The sequence below is a fragment of the uncultured Aquimarina sp. genome (assembly GCF_947492405.1).
In the GTDB taxonomy this organism is placed as follows: domain Bacteria; phylum Bacteroidota; class Bacteroidia; order Flavobacteriales; family Flavobacteriaceae; genus Aquimarina.
On the sequence record NZ_CANLMP010000002.1, the window covers coordinates 493,580 to 516,099 of the forward strand.

General features: G+C 32.6%; 24 protein-coding genes and 1 tRNA gene. 12 read left to right on the forward strand and 13 right to left on the reverse strand.

Annotated features, from left to right (window positions below; all coding sequences use genetic code 11):
- Positions 1-220 precede the first annotated feature (220 nt).
- The 7 genes from Q0829_RS08495 to Q0829_RS08525 all read left to right on the forward strand — a co-directional run bounded on the left by Q0829_RS08495 (position 221) and on the right by Q0829_RS08525 (position 6,497).
- The gene (locus Q0829_RS08495; protein ID WP_298541744.1) at positions 221-589 is read left to right on the forward strand and encodes an endonuclease domain-containing protein; all 369 of its coding nucleotides are present in this window, start codon (positions 221-223) and stop codon (positions 587-589) included.
- A 576-nt stretch (positions 590-1,165) separates the two neighbouring features.
- Positions 1,166-1,906: a hypothetical protein gene (locus Q0829_RS08500; RefSeq protein WP_298541745.1), complete on the forward strand. Its 741-nt coding sequence runs from the start codon at positions 1,166-1,168 to the stop codon at positions 1,904-1,906.
- A gap of 14 nt (positions 1,907-1,920) precedes the next feature.
- The gene (locus tag Q0829_RS08505; RefSeq protein WP_298541746.1) at positions 1,921-2,577 is read left to right on the forward strand and encodes a hypothetical protein; all 657 of its coding nucleotides are present in this window, start codon (positions 1,921-1,923) and stop codon (positions 2,575-2,577) included.
- The gene (locus Q0829_RS08510; protein WP_298541747.1) at positions 2,550-3,341 is read left to right on the forward strand and encodes an ATP-binding protein; all 792 of its coding nucleotides are present in this window, start codon (positions 2,550-2,552) and stop codon (positions 3,339-3,341) included. Before Q0829_RS08505 ends, Q0829_RS08510 begins: the two co-directional genes overlap by 28 nt.
- A 152-nt stretch (positions 3,342-3,493) precedes the next feature.
- Positions 3,494-4,132 (forward strand): response regulator transcription factor, encoded by a 639-nt coding sequence (locus tag Q0829_RS08515; protein WP_298541748.1) that lies wholly within the window; start codon positions 3,494-3,496, stop codon positions 4,130-4,132.
- Between the two features lie 299 nt (positions 4,133-4,431).
- Positions 4,432-5,892 carry an RNA polymerase factor sigma-54 gene (gene rpoN / locus Q0829_RS08520; RefSeq protein ID WP_298541749.1) on the forward strand — a complete coding sequence of 487 codons (1,461 nt, stop codon included), beginning with the start codon at positions 4,432-4,434 and terminating at the stop codon, positions 5,890-5,892.
- A complete protein-coding gene (locus tag Q0829_RS08525; protein ID WP_298541750.1) occupies positions 5,892-6,497 on the forward strand; it encodes a hypothetical protein in 606 nt (201 codons plus the stop codon). Before rpoN ends, Q0829_RS08525 begins: the two co-directional genes overlap by 1 nt.
- Here Q0829_RS08525 and Q0829_RS08530 read toward each other — a convergent pair.
- From Q0829_RS08530 to Q0829_RS08575, 10 genes are all read right to left on the reverse strand, one after another.
- A complete protein-coding gene (locus Q0829_RS08530; RefSeq protein ID WP_298541751.1) occupies positions 6,492-7,208 on the reverse strand; it encodes a porin family protein in 717 nt (238 codons plus the stop codon). The two genes, Q0829_RS08525 and Q0829_RS08530, sit on opposite strands and share 6 nt — an antisense overlap.
- Before the next feature lie 147 nt (positions 7,209-7,355).
- Positions 7,356-7,835, reverse strand: coding sequence for a biopolymer transporter ExbD (locus tag Q0829_RS08535; RefSeq protein ID WP_298541752.1), 480 nt, complete (start codon positions 7,833-7,835; stop codon positions 7,356-7,358).
- 20 nt (positions 7,836-7,855) lie between these two features.
- Positions 7,856-8,473 carry a biopolymer transporter ExbD gene (locus Q0829_RS08540; RefSeq protein WP_298541753.1) on the reverse strand — a complete coding sequence of 206 codons (618 nt, stop codon included), beginning with the start codon at positions 8,471-8,473 and terminating at the stop codon, positions 7,856-7,858.
- Between the two features lie 465 nt (positions 8,474-8,938).
- Positions 8,939-9,421 carry a biopolymer transporter ExbD gene (locus Q0829_RS08545; protein ID WP_118459217.1) on the reverse strand — a complete coding sequence of 161 codons (483 nt, stop codon included), beginning with the start codon at positions 9,419-9,421 and terminating at the stop codon, positions 8,939-8,941.
- Positions 9,422-9,442: 21 nt separating this feature from the next.
- The gene (locus tag Q0829_RS08550; RefSeq protein ID WP_298541754.1) at positions 9,443-10,051 is read right to left on the reverse strand and encodes a biopolymer transporter ExbD; all 609 of its coding nucleotides are present in this window, start codon (positions 10,049-10,051) and stop codon (positions 9,443-9,445) included.
- Positions 10,052-10,053: 2 nt separating this feature from the next.
- Complete coding sequence (locus tag Q0829_RS08555; protein ID WP_298541755.1) at positions 10,054-10,548, reverse strand: phosphoethanolamine transferase domain-containing protein; 495 nt, start codon at positions 10,546-10,548, stop codon at positions 10,054-10,056.
- A 113-nt stretch (positions 10,549-10,661) separates the two neighbouring features.
- A complete protein-coding gene (locus Q0829_RS08560; protein ID WP_118459220.1) occupies positions 10,662-11,453 on the reverse strand; it encodes a MotA/TolQ/ExbB proton channel family protein in 792 nt (263 codons plus the stop codon).
- A gap of 82 nt (positions 11,454-11,535) precedes the next feature.
- Positions 11,536-11,623 (reverse strand) — tRNA-Ser (locus tag Q0829_RS08565).
- Positions 11,624-11,693: 70 nt separating this feature from the next.
- Positions 11,694-12,728 carry an asparaginase gene (locus tag Q0829_RS08570; protein WP_298541756.1) on the reverse strand — a complete coding sequence of 345 codons (1,035 nt, stop codon included), beginning with the start codon at positions 12,726-12,728 and terminating at the stop codon, positions 11,694-11,696.
- 58 nt (positions 12,729-12,786) lie between these two features.
- Positions 12,787-13,575, reverse strand: a complete 789-nt coding sequence (locus Q0829_RS08575; RefSeq protein ID WP_298542793.1) for a TatD family hydrolase — start codon at positions 13,573-13,575, stop codon at positions 12,787-12,789.
- Positions 13,576-13,863: 288 nt separating this feature from the next.
- Between Q0829_RS08575 and Q0829_RS08580 the strand changes: the two genes are divergently transcribed.
- Positions 13,864-14,058, forward strand: coding sequence for a hypothetical protein (locus Q0829_RS08580; RefSeq protein WP_118459221.1), 195 nt, complete (start codon positions 13,864-13,866; stop codon positions 14,056-14,058).
- A 72-nt stretch (positions 14,059-14,130) separates the two neighbouring features.
- Here the strand turns inward: Q0829_RS08580 and Q0829_RS08585 are convergent, their stop codons facing one another.
- The 3 genes from Q0829_RS08585 to Q0829_RS08595 all read right to left on the reverse strand — a co-directional run bounded on the left by Q0829_RS08585 (position 14,131) and on the right by Q0829_RS08595 (position 15,864).
- Positions 14,131-14,418: a hypothetical protein gene (locus Q0829_RS08585; protein ID WP_298541757.1), complete on the reverse strand. Its 288-nt coding sequence runs from the start codon at positions 14,416-14,418 to the stop codon at positions 14,131-14,133.
- A gap of 124 nt (positions 14,419-14,542) precedes the next feature.
- On the reverse strand, positions 14,543-15,280 hold the full coding sequence (locus tag Q0829_RS08590) for a hypothetical protein (protein WP_298541758.1): 738 nt from the start codon (positions 15,278-15,280) through the stop codon (positions 14,543-14,545).
- On the reverse strand, positions 15,277-15,864 hold the full coding sequence (locus Q0829_RS08595; protein ID WP_298541759.1) for a sigma-70 family RNA polymerase sigma factor: 588 nt from the start codon (positions 15,862-15,864) through the stop codon (positions 15,277-15,279). The genes Q0829_RS08590 and Q0829_RS08595 overlap by 4 nt, the downstream gene beginning before the upstream one ends.
- A 133-nt stretch (positions 15,865-15,997) precedes the next feature.
- On the opposite strand from Q0829_RS08595, the gene Q0829_RS08600 reads away from it, so the two are divergent.
- The 4 genes from Q0829_RS08600 (at position 15,998) to Q0829_RS08615 (ending at position 22,199) form a co-directional block, all read left to right on the forward strand.
- Positions 15,998-17,038 (forward strand): hypothetical protein, encoded by a 1,041-nt coding sequence (locus Q0829_RS08600; RefSeq protein ID WP_298541760.1) that lies wholly within the window; start codon positions 15,998-16,000, stop codon positions 17,036-17,038.
- A gap of 160 nt (positions 17,039-17,198) precedes the next feature.
- The gene (locus Q0829_RS08605) at positions 17,199-19,181 is read left to right on the forward strand and encodes a PKD domain-containing protein (RefSeq protein WP_298541761.1); all 1,983 of its coding nucleotides are present in this window, start codon (positions 17,199-17,201) and stop codon (positions 19,179-19,181) included.
- Positions 19,162-21,765 (forward strand): CHAT domain-containing protein, encoded by a 2,604-nt coding sequence (locus Q0829_RS08610; RefSeq protein WP_298541762.1) that lies wholly within the window; start codon positions 19,162-19,164, stop codon positions 21,763-21,765. Before Q0829_RS08605 ends, Q0829_RS08610 begins: the two co-directional genes overlap by 20 nt.
- On the forward strand, positions 21,762-22,199 hold the full coding sequence (locus Q0829_RS08615; protein ID WP_298541763.1) for a retropepsin-like aspartic protease: 438 nt from the start codon (positions 21,762-21,764) through the stop codon (positions 22,197-22,199). Before Q0829_RS08610 ends, Q0829_RS08615 begins: the two co-directional genes overlap by 4 nt.
- Positions 22,200-22,520: the final 321 nt, after the last annotated feature.

Sequence of the window (22,520 nt, forward strand, 5' to 3'; positions counted from 1 at the left end):
GAAGAGGGACTTCACTTAACTCCTTTTAACTCCCTTCCTCCGAAGGAAGGGTTGGGGATAGATGTTTTTAAAATTAATACTTTAGCAAAAAAGAAACTTTAAATAACATCTCCCTAAATCCCTCTTCAAAGAGGGACTTATCACAACTCATACTTCTTTAAAAGGATGCATATTAAACAAGAATTGCTTACTTTACTGCTCATTAACATTTATTATTAAAGTGGCACTCCAAAACATACTCCAATATGCACCTGAAGCCAGAGAACTAGCAAAATTGCTTAGAAAAGAAATGACCGAAACAGAAAAGGTTATTTGGGATAGGATTAGAAAAACACAACTTGGAGTTCAATTCTTTCGTCAATTTCCCATATTAGAATATGTTGTTGATTTTTACTGTAAAGAAATAGGACTTGCCATAGAAATAGATGGGGGTTCACATGATAATCAATTTCTTGAAGATAGTCATAGACAAAGTCGAATTGAAAAATTAGGAGTAAAATTCATTCGATTTACAAATGAACAAATTTTGAATGATCTAGAAACAGTTCTTGTAGAACTTAAAGAAGTCATTAAAAGTCTTAAACAGTAATAAATCATACTGTTTTTCAAATTACTCATAAGAACATCTCTCTAAATACCTTCCTCCTAACTGGCGGACAGGCTTTCGAAGAGGGACTTTACTTATTCTTATGATTAAAATTCATATACAAACGCTTTAACTCCTCTCCTTTGAAGGAGAGGCTGGGTGAGGATGTTACACACAGTTAAAAAACATCTCCCTAAATCCCTCTTCAAAGAGGGACTTCACTTAACTCCTTTTAACTCCCTTCCTTCGAAGGAAGGGCTGGGGATGGATGTTTTCTACGCTTATTGATTCCAAAGAATTATTAACTGAGAATATAACAAATCAACCGTTATTCCCCTTTTTATAATAGGGGTGTTTCCCCCTTTCTATAAAATCAGCTATACCGACAAAGATCTCTGAAAACCATTGTTACTCAATACTTTCTTTTATTTAAACTACAATTCCGGAAGCCTTAAATTTTTTAAAACTATTTAAAATGGTATTTTTAATTCTTAAAACTTTGTAAAACTAAGTTTTAACTTACTAATTATTTTGGCTAGCGCCAAAATCACACAAATACTTAATAAACCTATATCAAAAATGAAACAACAAACCAACCGTATTAAACAGTATCTGATTATCGCAATTATACTAATTGCAATGCCATCATGTAACAATGACACACAAATCAAAGAATTTAAAAATCAAATTGAAGCGTTAAATGTTACATTAAAAAGTAAAGACAGCACTATTCTTTCTTTAAAAGAACAACTGGGTAATGGTCCTGATACTCGCAGAGCACCAAAAAATATTATCCAATCTGATTTTGCTAAAGAAATTTATCATTTATATGATGAAAGAGAAGAACTCATTAACGAAGTCGTAGGACAGGATGGAGATGACAAACCGTTTAAAGCTACAAGATCACTTTTTTATGACTTTAATGATTTACAACAATACATTAGGTATGTAAAAATAAAATCACGTAAAGCAAGAGTAAAACCATCAGGGTTTAGATTTTATTTTGCATTGTATCCTGATGATTATGTCCGTGATGGAAAAAACAAGAAATATGCACAGCGACAGACCTTTTTTATTGCTCCAACAGTAAGAAAAAAAGTAGACGGAAAACTAGTAGATTTAGGATATACCTTAGATAACAAATTCAATGTTGAATTATTAAAAGATATTATCGGTTTTGATAGTATTAGAGGAAAAGACGGTAAATTGTATCAAAGAGCTGGTTTCTTTAATGTAAACCTTAGTAATTTATTAGAAGAAGAAAACAGTTTAATTGCTAATGAAGTAACGGGAACACCCCCTATGGGAGAAGAACAGTAAAACAAATAAAGACCTTGAGTAACGAGATTATAAACTTATTAATAAAATTTTGTGTAGGATTTGAAGTTCTAGCAGCTATAATTGGAACCATTTTCTTTTACAAATATAAAGACGCAAAATTTCTACGATATTTTATATTCTTCATTTGGTACGTTGCTTTTAATGAATTAACAGGACTCTATATTAAACTGGATGGAGGAATAAATGCAATAATTCACAACATCTATAATGCCGTAAATTTTACATTTTTCTTGTTATTATATCGTCACTATTTTAAAAACAAAAAAAATAAGAAATTAGCGCTTTACTTCGGTATTATATATTTAAGCTCTTTTATAATCAATGGTTTTTTTGAAAACTATATGATAGAATATCAAAGATTACCATATATACTGGGAGCATTATTTTTGGTCATTAGTATTTTACTTTACTTTTTTGAAATATTAAATTCAGAGCAGGTTCTACATGCAAAAAAGAATCTGCTCATATGGATTAGCTTTGGATTACTAATCTATTTTGTTGGCAATCTTCCTTTTCGGATTTTAAGAAACTACTATGAAGAACTAACTGATGCTACCGTTTTATTATTAGTTAACATCACTTTGACTGTAATCATGAATACCTGTTTTATTATTGGATTTATATGGAGCGACAAGAAACAGCAATATTAATTGCAACTGTAGTACTCATTATATTAGTTATACTTATTATTACGCTTTTCTGGGTTTTCCAGAGAAGAAAAAATAGTTTATTGCTACAACAAAAAGAGGCTGAAAAAAAGTTTGAGCGTGCGATTGCGGAAACACAGATAGAAATACGAGAAGAAACATTACGCAATATTAGTTGGGAGCTGCACGATAATATTGGTCAATTACTCACTTTGGCAAAAATACAAGTGGATGTGGCGAAAGAAGATCCAAAAAGACTTCCTGAGGTTACAGAAACGATCACCAAGAGCCTTACAGAGTTAAGAGCCTTATCCAAGTTAATTAACCCAGATGCGATTAAAAGTCTGAGCCTTACAGAAGCCATTGCATTAGAAGTAGAACGATTTAACAGATTACAATTTATTGAAGCAACCCTAAGCAGTAATACGGAAATAAGAACCTTAGACGACAAAGCGGAAATAATTATTTTTAGAATATTACAAGAGTTTTTTAGCAATACTATTAAACACTCTAAAGCTTCTAAACTTAGTGTTAATGTACGTTATGATCAAGAAAAACTAGTTATTAACGCAAAAGACGATGGTGTAGGTTTTGATATGAAGAATCTTACATCCAGAAAAAGTATCGGTATTGGATTATGCAATATGCAGAACAGAGGAAAATTAATAAACGCAGAGGTTAGTTTGGATTCTACCAAAGGAAAAGGCACCGCCATAACCTTGACATATCATTATAAAAAATTGGTTACAGAAGAGGAAATTGATTAATATAGCATTTAGATATAAATAATGTTTCTATATCACACAGAGCTTGTCGAAGTGTATAGAAAACAAATAATATTCGACAAGCTCAGACTGACAAATTAAGTTTCATTAAGCAAACTTTTTTTAAAAGTCATTGTCACACAAAAAATACACTCATGAAGTACTCAGTAGTCATTGTAGAAGATCACATCCTATTATCACAGGCACTTGCGGGATTGGTAAATGGATTTTCTAAATTCAAAATATTGTACCTGTGCAAAAACGGAAGAGAACTACTTACTCGATTAAAAGATCCTAAAAACATTCCGGATATTGTTCTTATGGATATCAATATGCCCATTATGAATGGTATTGAAACTACGATTGCTCTTAAAGAAGAATATCCACAGGTAAATGTTCTGGCACTTTCCGTAGAAGAGGATGAAAAAACCATTCTTAAAATGCTTCGAGCAGGAGCTAAAGGGTATTTATTAAAAGACACAGAAAAAAGTATTCTCGAAAATGCACTGGTAGAAGTACAGGAAACCGGTTTCTATCACACCAAAGATGTTACTAATTTATTATTAGGTTCGTTAAATCCTAAAAAAGAAAACAAAGTACTATTAAAAGAGCGAGAAATGGAATTCATCAAACACGCTTGTACAGAAAAAACATATAAAGAAATTGCTAGTGACATGTGTCTTAGCCCTAAAACCATTGAAGGATATAGAGATTCTATATTTGAAAAATTACATCTGAAAAATCGAACCGGATTGGTGATTTATGCCATAAAGAATAAAATTTTCATCCCCTAACCTAACATATCGACTGGACAGCTACTTCTTAAAAAAATCTTTCAAAAAGTAATAAATCGATTTTGGCGCGTTTATTGATAAGTTGCATGAAATAGTTTTGAAGTTTATTTAAAAAATAAATTTCAAAACTATTACGAATGAGATCCCGCACTAAATGCAGGATTAGTTCAACTGTCTTTTTTTTAATCTTCGCTTTTAACGAATTTTATAAAAAAGTTTCACTAAACTAACCATCGATTACCTACAGAAGTACGCCGTATTTTGTTTATTTTTGTGAGTATAAGAACATTGATATTTTTATGCTAAAGCAACAATTAAATTTTAAACTTTCTCAAAAACTTTCTCCTCAGCAAATTCAGTTGATGAAGCTAATCCAGCTTCCTACGCAAGCATTTGAACAGCGTTTAAAGCAAGAAATGGAGGAAAACCCTGCATTGGACAGCGGCAAGGAAAAAGCGGATGAATTTGAGGATGCTTTTGGTAATGAAAGTTCAGGTGATGATGATTATGGAACAGAAAAAATAGAAACGGACATTAACGTTGATGAATATCTTAGTGATGACGAAATACCTAGTTATCGTTTAAGTTCTAATAACTATAGTGCTGATGATGAAGAAAAAAATGTTCCATATGCTTCTGGCACATCATTTCACCAACATTTGGTAAATCAATTGAACACCTATCGATTTGATGAAGAAGAGCGAGAAATTGCAGAATTCCTTGTTGGTAGTATTGACGAAAGTGGTTATATCAGAAGGTCTTTAGCGGATATTCTGGATGACCTTGCTTTTACACAAAACGTATACACCACCGAAGAGAAGATAGAGAGTATCCTAAAAACAGTACATCAATTAGATCCTGCTGGTGTTGGCGCCAGAAATCTTCAGGAATGCCTATTAATTCAATTAGAAAGAAAAGAAACTACAATACCTATTAAATTAGCATCATTGATCTTAGACAAATCTTTTGATCATTTTAGTAAAAAGCATTATGACAAGCTTTTAACCAAATTTGACATTACAGAAGATTTATTAAAAGAAGCAATTGAAGAAATTGAGCATCTTAATCCTAAACCGGGGGGAGCTTATGCAGGTAACAATAAACTTATAGAACATGTAGTACCTGATTTTACAATCAGAATTATAGATGGAGAACTAGAACTTACGTTAAACGGTCGTAACGCTCCGGAATTACACGTTTCCAGAGAATATAACAATATGCTTCAGGGATATAAAGCCAGTAAAGAAAAATCTAAATCCCAAAAAGATGCAGTAATGTTCATCAAGCAAAAATTAGATGCTGCTAAGTGGTTTATTGAAGCTGTTAAACAAAGACAGCAAACACTTTTTTTAACGATGAGTGCAATAATGCACTATCAAAAAAGTTATTTCTTAAGTGGAGACGAGCGTAATCTAAAACCTATGATCCTTAAAGATATCGCAGATGAGATTGATATGGATGTTAGTACGGTTTCTAGAGTAGCTAATAGTAAATATGTAGATACTCCTTATGGAACGAAGCTGATCAAAGAATTTTTCTCTGAATCTATGACTAACGATCAAGGAGAAGAAGTTTCTACAAGAGAAATAAAAAAAATACTGGAAATTACAATAGGGGAAGAAGACAAGAAAAAACCTCTAACGGACGAGAAGTTAGCGAAAATCTTGAAAGAAAAAGGATACCCTATAGCCAGAAGAACTGTAGCTAAATACAGAGAGCAATTGGATATTTCGGTTGCCAGGCTACGAAAAAAGATTTAATGAACTTTTTATTAAAAAGCATTTCATATATTTTTCACCCATTATTGATGCCCATAGCTGGCTCAGTAATTTATTTTGTTACTGCTCCTAGATTTATTCCGGAAAATATCATTCAAGCAAAAATTTTTGGTTTAGTAGTTGTCACAGTACTTATCCCGATAGTCCTCTATTTTTTTCTTAAAACTACGGGCATTATCACCTCTATTCATTTGGAAGATGTAAAACAACGTAAAATTCCTTTATTGCTGCAATCATTATTATTACTTCTAGTAATTAAAATGATTATTGATGCATACAATTATCCTGAACTATATTTTTTCTTCTTAGGAGCTCTGCTATCGTCCTTAAGTGCAATTTTTATTGTGTTTTTTGACATCAAAGCAAGTCTTCATATGATTGGATCAGGAGCTGTTACAATGTTTACGATCGCATTAAGTATACATTTTGAGATAAATCTCATTCTACTTATAGCTGCAATGATCATAGCTAATGGTCTAGTAGCGACATCAAGATTACATTTTAAAGCACATACCAACTTAGAACTTACACTAGGCTTTTTAATAGGTGTTATCCCTCAGCTTACCCTTGTTAATTTCTGGCTATAGGATATAAAACATTAATCCAATTTTAGCAACGTTAAGACCAACTTCCTCATTACCTATTAGCGCATTGTTATTAAATAGAGGGTTTAAACTATAATAGAAGTGAAAATTAAAAGTGTTCCATCCGAAAGTAAAAGTAGCTCCTACTCTCCAACGGTTTAATTCATCAATTTTTGTTTGTCCTACTTGATTTCCTGGTTGTTCAAAATTAGAATTAAAATAATATAGATATCCAACTCTTAATCCGGTATAGATTCTCCAAAACTTATGCGTATCCGGAACAGAAGTTCTCCATCTAAATTCTAGTGGAGCCTCAACAAGATGTGTAGTAAATCTGTTTCTGTCATAATCTACTCCTTCGAGACTACTAAAAATACTCTGGCCAGTTTCTTCATTTTCTCCAATAAACAAATTTTGACCGTAAGTGTTGATAGAATACCCTAAACCTAATCCAATGGCTACATTACGTCTTTTATTAATGGGCATATCTCTGGTATAACCTAAATGAAATCCACCAGAAAACCCTGATTGACCAACATCAGGCGGAGTATTCCACAGTAAATTAAATGTAAGACCGACATAGAACTGATCTTCTCTATAAAGCGAATCTAATACTTTTTTCTTTTCTGAAACGAGATCATTTGAAACTGTTTCTTGCCCAAAACTGAGACAAGCTAAGAGGAAAAGGCTTAAAAATAAAAGCAATTGTTTCATCTGGCTAACATTTCTTAACATCCATTTCATAGAGGTTACTAAAATAAATCTATTTATTTAGAAAATAGAAGTACTTCTTAAAAAACAACAAGAATTAATAATCCCGCGAAAGATCACGGGATTAAATAAAAACAAATTAAAAATACATTATTGCAAGTTATTTGACACTTGTCCAGTTTTTGTTGTATAATTGATCTTAAGCATATGTATAGCTCTTAGTTCTTTTTTTATATCCCCAACAAGTCCCATTTTGGTGTCCTTATCCACCTTAAGTGCTGTTGTCAAAAAAGGACGTAATTCTTCAGGCTTAGATTTTATCTCTTCCAAAACAAAAGATTTAATCTCCTGAATAGGTGCGAACTTATCATTAAGCTGAATTTTTGCTTCTGTACCTACATTTTTATATCTCGAACTAGGTTTACCCGCATAAATATGTATGACCATATTTTTTCTATCTAGCTTTTCTATCTGATCTGCATATGGCAGTTCGTTCTTAACAATCAATGTATCGTTCCTCATTACAGTGGCAACCATAAAGAAGAACAACAACATAAAAACAATATCAGGTAAAGATGCAGTGGAAATTGCAGGTAACTCGGCTTTTTGTTTCTTTTTAAATATTGACATAACGAATAGTTTTTTAGTTATTATAATTCTGCGGTTACGGGTTCTGCTTCTGAAAGTTTCTCTGGATACAATAATTGGATTTCTTTTATCCGTTCTCTAAGTTTCTTCTTATCACCAGAGTGATTAGCATCTTTTAATTGTACCTGCATTTCTGTAAAAGATATTCCATATATCCTAAGCGCCTCTCTATTTCGTAATTCGTTATAAGCACTGATAAGTTCATTCTGCACAGTGATATATGTCTCATAATTAGTTTCTCTGCTATTAATAAGTGATATTATTGCCTTGTTCGGGTTATCCGAAGATTTTGGATCTCTTGCTCCTTGGCAATAACCACAGTGTTCTTTCTCTAAACCTCCTCCATTATCTAAAAAGGCAATAGCAGCTGCTTTTAACTCCTCGAATCGTAGAGGTTTCTTTTCAACAAATAATTCATTAGCCTGATTTAACTCTACTCTAAATAGATTTTTTTCTTTGACAATGATATCAGATTTGACTTCATCTGGTGGTGGAGGCAATTTTCTACTTATTCCATAGTCTGTTTCAATGGTAGTACTTACTAAAAAAAAGATAAGTAATAAAAAAGCGATATCCGCCATGGATCCCGCGTTCACTTCTGGTGCTAATCTTCTAGCCATAATAATACATATTTAGTTAATAATTACTTACTAAATCACACACTGTAAACCTGAAGTGGTATTATTTGGAAGAACAAAATAACTCTAATATCCATTCACATCTTATAAAGTTTTGATTACACTACTTAGAGTAAGTATTTTCAAAACTAAGACTATCATAGAATCAAACTGCATTATTTCTATTATTTCAATACCACTGACTTGGAAGGTTAGATATTGATCATATTAACAGATCACAGTTATAAATTGTAGCAACAATTGTTATGCCATTATAACAACATATGTAGAAATCAAGATTAAATATTCATAAAACCGAAAGTTCAAGAATGCATTGTAGTTCTTATAATTATCATTCAACCCTAAAAACATTTAAGGGATTTTTTATCTAGAATAATCAAAAAAATTAAGGCATAAAAAAAATCCCGCTAAATAGCGGGATTTTCGATATATTAAAATCTTTAACCTTTACTGAATATTACCAGTAGCATCACCTTGTCTTGTGGTGTAGTTAATTTTTAGCGCTTGAACTTCTCTCAATTCTTTTTTAATATCGCCAACAAGACCCATATTGGTATCAGTATCAACCTTTAGGGCTGTAATAAGAAAAGGTACTTCTTCTTCTCTTTTAGCAGCTCTTTCTGCTAATACAAAAGGTTTAATATCGCTTACTTCGGCAAATTTATCATTTAACTGAATTCTTGCCTGCGTACCAGCACTTGCAGCATATCTAGAACTAGGTTTTCCAGCATAAATATACATCACCAGGTTTTTCTTATCTAGCTTTTCTGTCTGATCCGCTTGAGGAAGTCTATTCTCTATCTTTAGATTATTCTCCCTCATAACTGTTGCAACCATAAAGAAAAACAGTAACATAAATACGATATCAGGTAAAGACGCTGTTGAAATAGCGGGTAATTCACCACCCTTTTTCTTTTTAAACTTAGACATAATTACGTTTTTATGTTATACTTATTTCTTTGGTTCTGCTTCAGAAAGTTTTTCTGGATACATCAACTGTATTTGTTTTATCTGATCCTTAAGTCTATCCTTACTACCGGAGTAGTTTACATCCTTAAGCTCAGTTTCCATTTGAGTAAATGTCTTTCCGTAAAGTCGTTCTGATTCTCTATTTCGTAATTCAGTATAAGCAGCAACTAATTCATTTTGTACGGCTATATATGTACCGTAACTAGTTTCTCTATTATTACGTAGAGATATTACCGCTTTTTCTGGATTATCAGAAGAACTAGGATCTTTATCTCCTTTACAATAACTACAAGCTTCATCACCGCTTCCTCCTCCATTATCTAAGAAAGCAACAGCTGCAGCACGTAAATCCTTTAACTCCATAGGAGCTTCTTCTACTAAAAGGTCATTATTTTTGTTCAATTCTACTACAAAAATATTTTTTTGTTTTAGAATTGGAGGCTCTACGGTTTCATCTAAAGGCGGTGGTAACTTACGACTAATACCTCTATCCGTATCTATGGTTGTAGTAACCAGAAAGAATATAAGAAGTAAAAATGCAATGTCCGCCATAGATCCTGCGTTCACCTCAGGTGCTGATCTTCTTGCCATAATTATTTACCTATTAATTTTTTTACACCTGATAATGCCATCAGGCCAACAGCAATAGCTGCTAAAAAGTAGAAAGCATAAATACCTGCTCCTACCAATTTAGATCCACCCTCAGAAAGAACTTCTCCATCTTTCATTGGTGTCTCAACACCTTCTGCCATTGCATAACCTATACCTAAAACGATTAGGAAAGCAACAAGTCCAATACCAGCATTTTTTAAACCAGCAGGGTTTTTAGCTAAAGCTGAAAAAACAGCAATTAATGTTGCTATTATAATAACAACAAAAATAACCAATGTAAGATTATACATAGGACTCACCAATGAAGTAGCTTCTGCAAAAGCCGATGAAGATGTATCTTTCACCAAATCTTTCGCTTCTGTAATACCATAGTTATCCATAAGTGTGGTAAAATTACCGTTCATTAAGAACAATAATATCGCACCTATAGCACCTACAGCTAGTACAACGTATGATAAAATTTTTGAAATTTTCATGTGACTAATTTTTATTGGGTTGTTATAATTCAACAACCCTATTTTTAAATAATAAATGTTCTAATATGCTATGAAGATTTTATTATCTTAAACAAAATCTAAACAGTCATTTATTATTTTTTGTTTTTGTAAGCTACTAACATATCGATTAAAGTAATCGATGCATCTTCCATATCATTTACTATACTATCAATCTTAGCGATAATGTAGTTATAGAATACCTGTAGTATAATTGCAACAATAAGTCCAAATACCGTAGTAAGAAGTGCTACTTTAATACCTCCTGCTACAAGTGATGGCTGCATATCTCCTGCCGCTTCAATCTTATCAAATGCATCAATCATCCCGATTACTGTACCCATAAACCCAAGCATTGGAGCAAGAGCGATAAATAAAGATACCCAAGATACATTTTTCTCTAATTGTCCCATTTGTACACCTCCGTAAGCAACTACTGCTTTTTCTGCAGCATCAATACTTTCGTCAGCTCTATCAAGACCTTGATAGTATATAGAGGCAACTGGACCTTTTGTATTTCTACAAACTTCTTTTGCTGCTTCTACTCCACCACTATTAAGAGCATCCTCTACATTTTGTTGTAGTTTCTTACTATTAGTAGTAGATAAATTTAAAAAGATAATTCTTTCGATTGCTATCGCAAGACCAAGAATCAAACATAAAAGAACGATTCCCATAAAGCTAGGACCTCCTTCTATAAAACGTTTTTTAAGGTTTTGGTGAAAGGATTCCTCTGCTGCAGGTTCCTCTTCAGCCTGAATAGTTGTTGTTATTGGTGCAATTAATAATTGCACGTTTGCCGTTAACTGGGCTGGAGCAGTGGCTGCTTGCATATTTCCAAAAGCCATTACTGTTGCGATTGCCAGAATAGAAAATAGTCTTTTCATTGCGCTGATTCTTAATTTTAATTAGTTAAAGGGTTAAAGATAAAAAAATATTACAAAATCTATTAAAAATTTAATAATAATGCAGAGAGGAAGGGATTCGAACCCTCGATACGCTTTTGACGTATACACACTTTCCAGGCGTGCGCCTTCGACCACTCGGCCACCTCTCTATTAAAAAATTTGCCAAAAAAATGGTTGAGCAAATAACAAAAAAAATGTTAACTACTAAAATTTGGGGCGTTAATTTTCTGACATTTCACCTCGCAAGGAAGTTTCATAAATGGTTTTGAGCACTTTAAGAGGTAACTTTTCTCCTAATAAATACATCAATTTAGCCACAGCGGCCTCCGTTGTTATATCTTTTCCTGATATAACACCTGCTTTTTTTAATGCAACACTCGTATCATACTTGCCCATTTCTACGCTACCTCCTGCACATTGTGTTACATTTATTATGGGTATTCCTTTTTTAATTGCATCAGAAATAATATCCAAAAACCAAGATTTGGTTGTGGTATTCCCTGATCCATAGGTCTCAATAATCACACCTTTTATTGCTTCTGACGAAAAAATACTCCTTAAAATCATTTCATTTATCCCTGGAAACATTTTAATAATTATAATATCATTATCAAAATGTGTATGGTATACCATTTTTTTTCTACGATTTGAAACTTGTAAAAAAGAGGCGTTTACTTTAAGGTGAACTCCGGATTCAACTAAAGTGGGATAATTAAGTGATTGAAACGCTTTAAAATGCTCTGCATTTATCTTTGTGGTTCTATTCGCTCTAAGCAATTTATACTCAAAATACAACCCAACCTCTGTAATTACTGGCTTCCCCTTTTTTTGTAAAGCCGCAATCTGCACTGCAGTTATCAAGTTTTCCTTGGCATCTGTTCTTAGATCACCTATAGGCAACTGAGATCCGGTAAAAATAATAGGCTTTCCTAGATTTTCGAACATAAAACTGATGGCAGAAGCAGTATATGACATTGTATCACTACCATGTAATACTACAAAACCATCATACTTTTCATAATTAGAATTAATGATACCTCCTAATTCTTTCCAGCGTTCAACATTCATATCAGAAGAATCTATAGGCTCTTTAAAACTTATAGTCTCTATATTGCAATCCAATTGTTTTAGCTCAGGAATATTGAGCAATAATTCATCAAAATCAAAAGCTATTAAAGCTCCTGTTTCGAAATTTTTGACCATACCTATAGTACCTCCCGTATAGATCAATAATATATTTGGTGAAGTCTTCATCGCAACCATACATTTATTGGTCTCACAAATGAACAAAATTTATATTACAATCTGCAAGCTATATTCCGAATATATCTTTAGAGTTTTCAGTTGTAATTCGGGCGATTTCTTCTGGCGACTTTTCATAAATTTCAGACAACTTTTCTACAACCTGAATCAAATAAGAACTCTCATTTCGCTTACCTCGATATGGAACGGGTGCTAAATAAGGAGCATCTGTCTCAAGAACAATATTTTTCAAAGAAAACTCATTTAGAAATTTGTCTATCTTGCCATTTTTAAACGTAACAACTCCTCCAATACCTAATTTCATATTATATCCAATAGCTCGTCGAGCATCATCAATTGTACCTGTAAAGCAATGAAATATCCCAAATAAATCTTCTCCCTTTTCAGACTCCAATACCTCAAACACTTCTTCAAAAGCATCACGACAATGAATTACTATAGGTAGTTTATATTTTTTAGCTAGTTGAATCTGATATCTAAATGATTCTTGTTGTTGTTTTAGAAATGTTTTATCCCAATATAAATCCACCCCTATCTCCCCTACTGCATAGAATTTTTTATCGCTGTTTTCACTTAATCGTTTTGCAAGTTCTTCTTCCACATGTTGGAGCTCTTCTTTGTAGTTTTCTTTAACATGAGTAGGATGCAATCCCATCATTAGAAATACATTATCTGGGTATCTTTTTTCAATATCATACATAGACTCCGTATAAGCAGAATCAATGGCTGGAACAAAAAAACGTTCTACTCCCGTAGAAATAGCTCTCTGCATCATTGCATCCTGATCTTCCTCAAAAGATTCACTATATATATGCGTGTGGGTATCGGTAAGTATCATGCCGCAAAAATAACCAAATTTAACTTTCATCAATACCTCTTTTAATATAATAAACAACAACATTTTAATTCAATTTTCAGTCTGTCATTATTAACTTTTGCTAGAGTTCAAATAAATCAGGGTAACATTTTATTCAGTTAAGACACTAACTAATACCGCCTATTTGATGCAATGATTAATAGTAAAACTGAAAAGCAAACTTTATGATCGTATAATATCAATTTTAAAGGAGCAAGTCGAAAATCCTAATTAACAATAGAGTAGACATATTCTTAAACTATTTTAAAAATGAAAAATTTATTAAACCTAAATGGGACCAAAGTAATTAGTAGAGACCAGCAAAAAAGTATAACAGGTGGAATGCCGCCTCAAAACTGTAGTACAGATAGCGATTGCGCTAGTTTTGGCAGTTGTTTTGTTTGTTTACCTATTGGTAGTTGTTTTATGTTTTTTAACAGTCCTTGTGGTGATTCCAACCCATAATAATATATAACTAAAAAACCCTGATGTCTCAGGGTTTTTACTTTTATAAATGTATTCTAAATAAAATCACATTTAATTAACACTAATAATTCTCTCTACAGGAATAATGGTCGATTGCTTTAGAATGACCGATTTATCAGTTATTCCCCAAATGGTTGTTTCTACTTTTTTAGCCCCTTCATCGTCCGCAAAAATTATCTTCACCTTTAGGTGTTCCAAATTACCCAAACTCAATCCTCGTACTAGTTTACGGTATCGATCACGTTTAGATCTTTTATCACTTAAAACTTCTTTATGCGGAAAATGTAGATGCTTTATTTGCTCTTTTTCTATTGATTCTATGTTATCATTTATCCCCATGACATATATTCTTTAAATTATTAATGAAATATCACTATAACTCATTAAAAGTTACATAATACAACGCTTTTATTAAAGAAAATATTGTTAATTAACAATTTGCATGTCAACTACTTATATAGATTTAAAGTTTTTTAAGCAATTTTTGCGCTTGCTGATAATCCTCAGCTTCTGGTGGTAATGATTTTAATAATTCTGCACATCGTTCTTCATTTTTCTGCTTTAACTGATTTAGAGCTTCAAACCAGATAGCTTTATATTTATATACAGAAGCTCCTTGTCTCAGTTTTTCAAAGATTACTGATGCTTTTTCATGTTTATCTTGTTCTACCAACGTAATTCCTAAATAAAAAAGATATTCAGAATTGGAGTTGTCATTTTTTAATAATTCGGAAAGATATTTCTCGGCTTCTTCATAGTTTTTAGAATTAAATGAAGCTTCGGCTTTCTTACTAATTTCATCTTCACTCCCTCTTTCTGTAATAGATAATTTTGGTATCGACGCAAAATCATTATAAGCCGGATCACTTTTAGTAAAAGTATACACTCCTAAGACAATTGCAACACTTGCAGCAACGGCATATACCCAGGAAGATATTTTTATTACTTTGGTTTCTTTTTTGGCTGGTTTTTTCTCAAAATACGAATCTCCGATTTTTTTCAAATTCTGTTCTAAATCAAACTGATCCTGTTCCAAATTTAGACTAGTATCTAAATAGGAACTCCATTCTTTGTATACGTTAAACTCCTCAGCAATCGTCTTATCTTCCTTAATTATCTGGGATAACATTTCCTCTTCATTACTTGAAAGCTCATCGCTAATCTTTCGCTCAAAAAGCTCGTATTTTTCTTCTGGGGTCATAACAAGTTTTTTATTTGATTATACTTAGGAGCGCTTTGAACCATTTTTGTTAACTGGCCAATACATAATGATTTCTTCTTGCGGACATACCCATAGGATTGCCCTAATTTTGTTGCTACTTCTTCCATAGATTTTATAGTAAAAGTTGCTTTTAACAATTCTTTACAAGCCTTACCTAATTGATCAAACATTTCTGCAAAAAGTTTATTTTTTGCTTCAAAAATCAATGTTTCATCGGCATATTGAACACTCTCATCATTAATAGATACCACCTCTTCATTAATTGTTACCTCTTTTGCAGTATTCTTTTTTAACTCATTAAGCCACTTCCGTTTACAGAGCAAAAAGAAATAAGCATCAAACGGACAAGTAAGCATTAGTTCTTTTTCTTTTGCTTGCTTATATATTGTGATTAAAGTTTCTTGAATTATATCCTGAGCTTTTGATTCATCTCCACTATTTTTCTTTATGTATCCTACTACTTTAGGAGCGAATTTTTCATAGATCTCTCTAATAACTATCGTATCATTCTTTAAGAGAGCTTCGATATATTTCTGATCAGCATGCGCTTTGTTATTTCCCATAAATGAATTGGTCTGGACCTCTAAATTAAAAAAGTTTTTAAGAAAAAGGGTAACAAAAAATTAGTGTTGCTGATATGAAGATGTAAACAACAAAATTTAGAAAGTCCACAAAGGGCAATTAAAACTAAAAAACATGAAAACAAATAGTACAACAATTACATTTCTGAACAGCAGTAAGAATGTAAAACAAACAATGATTAACTTTTTACTTTTAGGGTTTAGTATTCTTTTATTAGCAAGTTGTAGCAGCAATGATGACAATGATATAATTATCGAACAAGTTCTAGGTGGATTAGAATTGGAAGCCGAGATTATCGAAAATCGAGAAGATGCATTACAAACTTTTACCTTAAATGGAGGAGGCACAGGAGAAGTATATGGTGAAGATGGCACCATTCTATATTTTCCTCCTAATAGTATCGTAGATCAAAATGGTGATCCCGTTACTGGTTCTGTTACTATTGAACTTATTGAAATATATGACAAGGCAAAAATGCTATTAACGAAAATGCCGACGAACGGAAAACGTCCTAATGGTGATATCGAAACATTAGTTTCTGCAGGTGAATTTTTTATCAATGCTACTCAAAATGGAGAGCAATTACAATTAGCTAATGATTTTCAACTTTTTGCTCCTGCAGATGAATTTGATGAGGATATGAGAATTTTCAATGGTCAAGATAATGATTGTGACGGAGACGAAATGCAATGTGATATTGTATGGGAAGAAGATGAACAAGGAGGTTTAGAACCTATGCAAAGAGAAGGTCCTAATGGACAGGGAGTTTCTGGATACGGAGGTTTTCTTAGTAATTTTGGTTGGACAAATTTAGACCGCTGGTATAATTACGAAGGTCCTAAAACAATAGCATATGCTGATGTTCCTGAAGGCTTTGATAATACTAATAGTAACGTATACATATCTTATGACGGAGAACCTACAGCATTAGCGCTATTAGATATTTACAACCCGGAAACTGGTTTATTCTCTGAACATTATGGGTTAATACCAATTGGATTAGAAGTACATTTTATTTTTGCATCTGTACAAGATGACCAATATATATATGCAATCCAGGGAGCAACCATAGGAGAAAACCATACAGAAGTAATTGGCGCTACCAGTACTGGAACAGAAGCAGAATTAGTTGCATTAATAAACGGTCTCCCGTAGACAAACCTTACACACTGGAATATGCACATTAGGTAATGGGGGTTACAGCAAATTTCAGAAAAATTCCGGAGGGTTTACCTTCCGGAATTTTAATTCACTAAAGATTGTAATATCTGCGATTTAACTTTTTGTTTATCTTTATTAACACTAACAACCAATCATGAATAGATTTTTGGCTTTTTTTATAATCTTATTACTCCCTTTTGCTTGTATTGGACAAATACTAATCAATGACACCATTCCTAGAGTAGCACCAATATCTTACGAAATCCAGGGTAATCAAGTAAATTACAAGGCAGAAATGCCTCTTCTTAACCAAATTGCCGGTGCTCCTAAAGCTTTCTACACCTATTATTGGGAGTTTGGAGATGGTAATTATAGCTTTAAATCAACTCCAACACATACTTATAAAAAAAAAGGCACTTATGACACTAAACTATGGGCTACAAACAACTATGACAACGGAAAACCACCTACGAGTAGACCAAAATCAGTAACTATCGATAATTCACAAGACGAAGCATCTATTGAAGGTAATTCTCCTTTTACGGAAGAGGAAGATTTACTATTAAAAAGAAATCGTGAACCCATCCCTGATCAGGAAATGGTATTTATTACTAGTTATAAAAACAACAATAACTATGTCGCCAGTGGCAAACTATATTTATTTTATAATGACCGACAATTTAAGAATGATAATTTCACAATAGAAGATACTCGACTTCATTATGGAGAACGAATCGTTCCTTTGGAAGCTATTTCTTCCATACTTCCGGAAAACGATGATCATACCTTATTAGCCTCAAATAGTACTTCTTCATTATATAAAAAAACACTTTTCGTACAAGATACTACTAAACGAAAAAACTTTCCACTTACACTAGAAGAGTCAAAAGCGTTATACCGAAGCTATCAGATCATAGAATTTGATAATATGCAACCTGGAGAGGAACGTAACATCTTCAGAACACTAAAGACCACTCCAGAAATGATCAAAGACACCAGTGCTATTGTAACGTTAAGAAGTGTGTATGTACCTGACAATAATTTTGATGATCATACTGTTAAGGATACAGAGATGGAAATTGTAACCTCTCACGATCCCAATAAAATGTCATCTAACGGCTGGTTAATGAATTATCGTTTCGTAAGATTTAAACGATTAAAATTTAAAGTACGATTTCAGAATAACGGAGAAGGCCCTGCTAACACAATTAAATTAGAAGTAGATACCCCTGAAATGTTTGACAAATCTACACTTAAAATTGATGGTATGTATCCAGAATGTCCCATTTGCCCAAAAGAGCGAGAAGTAAATTATAGCTGTCTGGACACAATTTTGCAAAAAGATAAAATCATATTTCAGTTCAATAGGATTTACCTTCCTGGAAGTGAACAAAAAAATGTAACGGAAATTGATTCTACTAAAGGGTTCGTAAAGTACTCTATGAAATTTGGCAAAAACTTCCATAAGAAAAAAACCAGAAGTAGAACTGCTATTTATTTTGACAAAAACGATCCTATTATTACGAATTATGCGGCTACTCGATTCTTGCCTGGGATTTCGATTGGCGCAAAAGCAGGATATATTACAGTTCCTGAGCTAGAGAACCAAAGAGAATATTTTGTTGGCGCCACACTATCCCCATTTAAATCGTATAGAGGATATTATCAAGCAGAACTTTTCTTTTCTTCCTCTTCCTTTGACGAGACAAGAAATTTTGAAACACGTACGATCAATGCAGACGGAACTGAAAGTTTGATTCTATTTTCTGAGGCAAATCAATTCCAAAACATTTCTGCCTATGTGGTTCCAGGGTCATATCGCTATAACTTCAATAGCTTTTTCGCTATGGGTGTTGGAATTCAACTAAAAATGGATGTAACAACTACTAATGATCAAGAAACAACAGGTACTGGGTTTCGAATTTTCGAACAAGGACAACAAATCGTTCCTGATCGTGATCTGGACTCTTTTATCATGCAGGAAATAGATGATAATTTTACAAATTTTCAAACTGGAGTTTTTGTTGGAATGAATCTCGGAACTGTAAGGATTGGACCGAGTCTTGGTATTAGGTATGTATATAACTTTGATGTTCCGAATTCTCAAATTCAATTTTATGGGATTTGGAAATTTTAAAATAATCTTCTTGGTTTTCGTCGTTTTTCTATGTTTAGGAAATGAACTAGTGCTTGCACAACAAAAAACCAAAACTTCAGAGTTTTTATACAATCAATTAGATTATTTTTTAAAAGATTCTTCAAAATCCCGCTTACATAGATTAAATAAATTAATAGCCTCTAAAGAAAATCAACTCCTAACAAAAGAAGATAAACTTGCTTGGGTTATCGTTCATGCAAATATGGGCTATTACTACAATCAATTTGGAAACATCCCAACAGCTATTGTCTATTATGAAAAAGCATGGAAAACATTTAACAACAATAGACTCAAAGATTATGATATTATTGAAAATTGTTTGCAACCTTTAGGAAATCTATACCTGAAAATTGGGGATTTACAAAAAGCAGAAAACACAATCACTAAGTATTTATATCTAGCGGAGCAATCTCAAAATACTCCCAAAATAATCTCAGCTATCACCAATCTATCTATTGCTTATAACAACCAAAGCAATTATCAGAAAGCAATCGCAATACTTCTAAAAGGTCAAGAAATAGCTCCAAAAAATGTAAACATTCTAACAAACTTAGCTACAAATTATCTGGATTCTGGATCAATAGAAGAGGCAAAAAAGCAAGCTCTAAAAGCAATATCGATAGATGCTACCCAAGTAAATGCTTACCAAATATTAGCTGCGATCGCACTAGAAAATAAGAAAACACAAAATGCTCAAAACTATATTCATAAAGCCAAACTTCAGCTATTAAAAAAACCTAATACATCAGCACGAGATATTGCAAAATGGCAATTGGCTTATATAGATATTCTACTTTCTAAATCAGCATATGCAGAAGCATTAAACAGTCTTAAGGAGATATACACCTACTTACTTCCTGAATATTCTTTAAACATGGAGCTTCCGGAAAAAAAAATTCTCGTAGCGGATAGAGTATTACTGAAAGCATTAGATGTACAAGCTTATATCTATCAGGAATTAAACGATCCTCTTTTAGCGATTAATACACTCGAAGCAGCTTTTGAGGTAAACTCAAAATTAAATACCGCGTATCCTTTACAGGACACAAAAATTATTCAGCATGGTCAAAATCGAAATCGTACAGAATCCTATATTGATCTTTTATATTCCATGTACATTACTACAAAAGATCTAAAGTATGTAATAAAAGCATTTGAAGCGGCAGAAAACTCTAAAGCACCATTTGTCAATGAAGCCTTACTTTCTAAACAACTACTAACACAATATAAAAATGATTCATTAGTAAAGAGAAACAAGGAACTTACTAAAGAAATAGCAACATATGACACTTATATACTAAAAGAAAAACAAAAAGAAGACAGGGCTGACATCTCAAAAATTCAAAAATGGACATCGGCATATGAAATGACATCTATCGAACTTAAGGATGTAACTAAAGAGCTTCAGAAAAAATATCCCAATCTTCTTTTTAAACAAGAAAAAGTTTCAATTACTGAGCTTCAAGAAAAGTTACAACAAGATGACCTTACTTTGATTGAATATTTTTTTGGCAAGCAAACGATATATCAATTCAAAATTAATCCTGATTCAATTGAAATAATAAAAATTAATGAAGTTCAATATTTTAAAAATACTGTACAAAATTACATACGGTTTTTCGACAAACCATCTACTATTATAAATAACGTGAAGGTGTTTTCAGAAAGTAGTTTTGAATTGTACAACATATTAAATATTCCAGACACTAAAAAAATAGTAATCATTCCGGATGGGTTACTCAATTTCATACCTTTTGAAACATTATTAACTAAAAAAACCAATGTTCTGAGTTTCGAGAAAATGCCATTTTTACTGAAATCAAGTATTGTCAATTATGAAATTTCTGCAAATAAGTTTTTGAGATCAAATAGTAATGATATAAAAGCAAACATTTTAGGAGTGTTTCCTGTTTTTGAAAATACCAATCTAGAACTTCCTTTCTCTCTTGAAGAACAAAGTCACATACAACAAAAATTTGATGGTGTGTTCTTAGAAAAAGAGGAAGCGACCTATGTACATTTTCTGGATGCAGTAAAAAAACATTCGATTTTACATCTATCCACACATGCAGAAGCAGGAAGTTTTTCCAGACCAGCTTCTATACAATTTAGAGATCAGAATATTTTAGTAAATCAGTTATATGGATTACAATTAGAAGCTGATTTGGTTGTACTCAGTGCTTGTGAAACTGGCATTGGCACTTTGGCCAAAGGAGAAGGCCCACTTAGTATTGGTAGAGGATTTCAATATGCAGGAGTACCAAATGTATTGTTTTCACTGTGGAAAGTAAATGACAAAACTACTTCTCAGCTAATGCAATATTTTTATCAAAATCTGAATCTTTCTAACTCCTATGTTTACGGCTTGCATAAAGCAAAGTTAGATTTCCTTACATCAAAAGAAATCTCTAACACTCAAAAATCACCATATTACTGGGCTTCGTTTGTGTATTTCGGAAACCATCAATCCCCAACCGAAGAGAAATCAAATTGGATATTCATAATCGGAGGATTCTTATTAATTATACTATTTTTGTTCGTGATCCGACAAAAATTAAAATGACAACACTTCGCCAATTTCTAATTGAAAAAGAATATCATCGTATTAAACTTGTATATACTAAAACCAATCATTTTGAGGTGAAAGCAATGCTTAATGGCGTAGAGGGTAATTTTATCGTAGATACCGGAGCCTCTAATTCGTGTGTTGGTTTTGATGCGGTAGAAAAGTTTCATCTTTTTGCACAGGATAGTGATGTAAAGGCTGCTGGTGCTGGCGCTACAGACATGCTTACACAGCTTTCTAAAAAAAACACACTGCAGCTAGGCAAATGGTCAAAAAAAAGTATTTCGCTTATTTTATTTGACCTTACTCATGTAAATACTGCGCTTATCGCACATCAAGCCGAACCAGTAGATGGAATCATCGGAGCTGATGTTTTAAAAAGAGGAAAAGCCGTTATAGATTATGAACGAAAGTGTCTATATCTTAGGTAATGCGAGTTCGATGTAAGGATCTAATTTTAAAAAACCATCAAATTGAGTAGTTTTTCATAGAAATCTAGATGACAAGGCTTTTGATTGAAAATTTACTTGTCTTCGATAGTTCTGCTGAGCTTGTCGAAGCACAATCCACCCAAGGCACACACTCTGACTGACGTAAATTTTCTTAGGCCGAACTCACGTTAAGTAAATAATTTTTCCGAATTCAAACTTCTTCATTATCATACATCTAGTTTTAAACAAAAACAGATCTAAATTGCAGCACCATACACTTCACTTTATTTCTTTAAACCAAAAGAAAACACATTCCCACAC